Source organism: Azospirillum sp. B4 (assembly GCF_000333275.1).
Taxonomy (GTDB): Bacteria; Pseudomonadota; Alphaproteobacteria; order Azospirillales; family Azospirillaceae; genus Nitrospirillum.
On record NZ_BACU01000134.1, the window covers coordinates 1 to 3,412 of the forward strand.

Annotated in this window: 3 rRNA genes; all 3 read left to right on the forward strand. The window is 56.8% G+C overall.

Going from position 1 to position 3,412, the window contains the following annotated elements:
- Window positions 1-791: ribosomal RNA gene (locus I55_RS06290) — 16S ribosomal RNA — on the forward strand; the annotation flags it as partial.
- Between the two features lie 123 nt (window positions 792-914).
- Window positions 915-1,030, forward strand: a 5S ribosomal RNA gene (gene rrf / locus I55_RS06295).
- A 222-nt stretch (window positions 1,031-1,252) separates the two neighbouring features.
- Window positions 1,253-3,412: ribosomal RNA gene (locus I55_RS06300) — 23S ribosomal RNA — on the forward strand; the annotation flags it as partial.

The following is a 3,412-nucleotide window of genomic DNA, read 5'->3' on the forward strand; positions in this document are numbered from 1 at the left end:
CTGACGTTGAGGCGGGAAAGCGTGGGAGCCAAACAGGATTAGATACCCTGGTAGTCCACGCCGTAAACGATGAGTGCTAGACGTTGGGGCCCTAGGGTTTTCAGTGTCGCAGCTAACGCATTAAGCACTCCGCCTGGGGAGTACGGCCGCAAGGTTGAAACTCAAAGGAATTGACGGGGGCCCGCACAAGCGGTGGAGCATGTGGTTTAATTCGAAGCAACGCGCAGAACCTTACCAGCTCTTGACATCTACTGACCGGTACGGAGACGTACTTTTCCTTTCGGGGACGGTAAGACAGGTGCTGCATGGCTGTCGTCAGCTCGTGTCGTGAGATGTTGGGTTAAGTCCCGCAACGAGCGCAACCCCCATCTTCAGTTGCCATCATTTGGTTGGGCACTCTGGAGAAACTGCCGGTGACAAGCCGGAGGAAGGCGGGGATGACGTCAAGTCCTCATGGCCCTTATGGGCTGGGCTACACACGTGCTACAATGGTGGTGACAGTGGGCAGCGACCACGTGAGTGGAAGCTAATCTCCAAAAGCCATCTCAGTTCGGATTGTACTCTGCAACTCGAGTGCATGAAGTTGGAATCGCTAGTAATCGCGGATCAGCACGCCGCGGTGAATACGTTCCCGGGCCTTGTACACACCGCCCGTCACACCATGGGAGTTGGCTTTACCCGAAGCCGGTGCGCTAACCGCAAGGAGGCAGCCGACCACGGTACGGTCAGCGACTGGGGTGAAGTCGTAACAAGGTAGCCGTAGGGGAACCTGCGGCTGGATCACCTCCTTTCTAAGGAATGATCCGGGCATCGGATGGCGCGCGCCGCCGTCTGCGTATCTCCTCTCGAAATATTCTGATCGCATGATCGGGCGCCGGCTTTTCAGCCGGCGTTTGGTCTGTGTGGCCGGTTGATCTGGTGGTCATAGCGGGGGTCAATACACCCGATCCCATCCCGAACTCGGCCGTGAAAACCCCCAGCGCCAATGGTACTGCGTCTTAAGACGTGGGAGAGTAGGTCGCCGCCAGGTCTACCGGCCGCACAGGCTCATCAGCGCGAACAGAATAGCTCCGGCAGGAGATCAGCTGCTTCCACGGGAGGCGGCCGGTTCTTGGACATTGTGAATGAGGTCTTGAGTTTAAACCGAGGGGTCGGTTGTCTGAAGTATTCAGGCGGTCGATCTGTCGTAAAACGCACCAGGCCAACTGACGACACCGCACGGGCTTGCCCTTGCGCGTGGCGCCGGGAGGTCGATCAAGTGAATTAAGGGCATCTGGTGGATGCCTTGGCACTGAGAGGCGATGAAGGACGTAGCACGCTGCGATAAGTCATGGGGAGCCGCGAGCAGGCATTGATCCGTGAATTTCCGAATGGGGAAACCCACCCAGCGATGGGTATCCTTCACTGAATACATAGGTGAGGGAAGCGAACCCGGGGAACTGAAACATCTAAGTACCCGGAGGAAAGGACATCAACCGAGACTCCGCTAGTAGTGGCGAGCGAACGCGGACCAGGCCAGTGGTCAACTCTACATAACCGGAAGCATCTGGAAAGGTGCGCCAGAGTGGGTGAAAGCCCCGTACGGGTAAACCGGAGTTGATCCTCGAGTAGGGCGGGACACGTGAAATCCTGTCTGAACGTGGGGGGACCACCCTCCAAGCCTAAGTACTCCTCAGTGACCGATAGCGAACCAGTACCGTGAGGGAAAGGTGAAAAGCACCCCGACGAGGGGAGTGAAACAGTACCTGAAACCGGATGCCTACAAGCAGTCGGAGCGGTATCAACCGTGACGGCGTACCTTTTGTATAATGGGTCAGCGACTTACAGTATGCAGCGAGCTTAAGGCGATAGCTGGAGGCGTAGCGAAAGCGAGTCTGAATAGGGCGCTTTAGTTGCCTGCTGTAGACCCGAAACCTGATGATCTATCCATGGCCAGGCTGAAGGTGGGGTAACACCCACTGGAGGGCCGAACCCACGCCCGTTGAAAAGGTCGGGGATGAGCTGTGGATAGGGGTGAAAGGCCAATCAAATCAGGAAATAGCTGGTTCTCCGCGAAATCTATTTAGGTAGAGCGTCGGATGATCACCCGCGGGGGTAGAGCACTGGATGGGCTAGGGGGGCGCGAGCCTTACCAAACCTAACCAAACTCCGAATACCGTGGAGTGCAGTCCGGCAGCCAGACGGTCGGTGCTAAGGTCGATCGTCGAGAGGGAAAGAGCCCAGACCGCCAGCTAAGGTCCCCAAGTGGTGGCTAAGTGGGAAAGGATGTGGGAAGGCCATGACAACCAGGAGGTTGGCTTAGAAGCAGCCATCCTTTAAAGAAAGCGTAATAGCTCACTGGTCTAGATAAGCCGGCCTGCGCCGAAAATGTAACGGGGCTTAAGCCACCCACCGAAGCTGCGGATGCCTTCCTTTAGTGGAAGGCGTGGTAGCGGAGCGTTCCGTAAGCCGTTGAAGGCGATGACCGTGAGGGTCGCTGGAGGTATCGGAAGTGAGAATGCTGACATGAGTAGCGATAAACAGTGTGAGAAACACTGTCGCCGAAAGTCCAAGGGTTCCTGCGCAAGGTTAATCCACGCAGGGTGAGCCGGCCCCTAAGGCGAGGCCGAGAGGCGTAGTCGATGGGAACCTGGTTAATATTCCAGGGCCTGCGGGTGTGTGACGGATGCTGAAGTTGGTATGCCCTTATCGGATTGGGTGTGCCATGGAGGTGTCCCAGGAAATAGCCCCCGCATATAGACCGTACCCGAAACCGACACAGGTGGACTGGTAGAGTATACCAAGGCGCTTGAGAGAATGGTGTTGAAGGAACTCGGCAAATTACCCTCGTAACTTCGGGATAAGAGGGCCCCGTTGGTGGGCAACCATCGGCGGGGGGCACAGACCAGGGGGTGGCGACTGTTTACCAAAAACACAGGGCTCTGCGAAGCCGTACAAGGCGACGTATAGGGTCTGACGCCTGCCCGGTGCCGGAAGGTTAAAAGGAGGGGTGCAAGCTCTGAATTGAAGCCCCGGTAAACGGCGGCCGTAACTATAACGGTCCTAAGGTAGCGAAATTCCTTGTCGGGTAAGTTCCGACCTGCACGAATGGCGTAACGACTTCCCCGCTGTCTCCAACACCAACTCAGCGAAATTGAATTCTCCGTGAAGATGCGGAGTACCCGCGGTTAGACGGAAAGACCCCGTGCACCTTTACTACAGCTTTGCAGTGGTATTAGGGATTGCATGTGTAGGATAGGTGGGAGGCTTTGAAGCATGGGCGCCAGCTCGTGTGGAGCCATCCTTGAAATACCACCCTTGCGATCTCTGATATCTAACCACGCCCCCTGAAGCGGGGGCTGGGACCCTGCATGGCGGGTAGTTTGACTGGGGGCGTCGCTCCAAATGGTAACGGAGGCCCGCGATGGTTGGC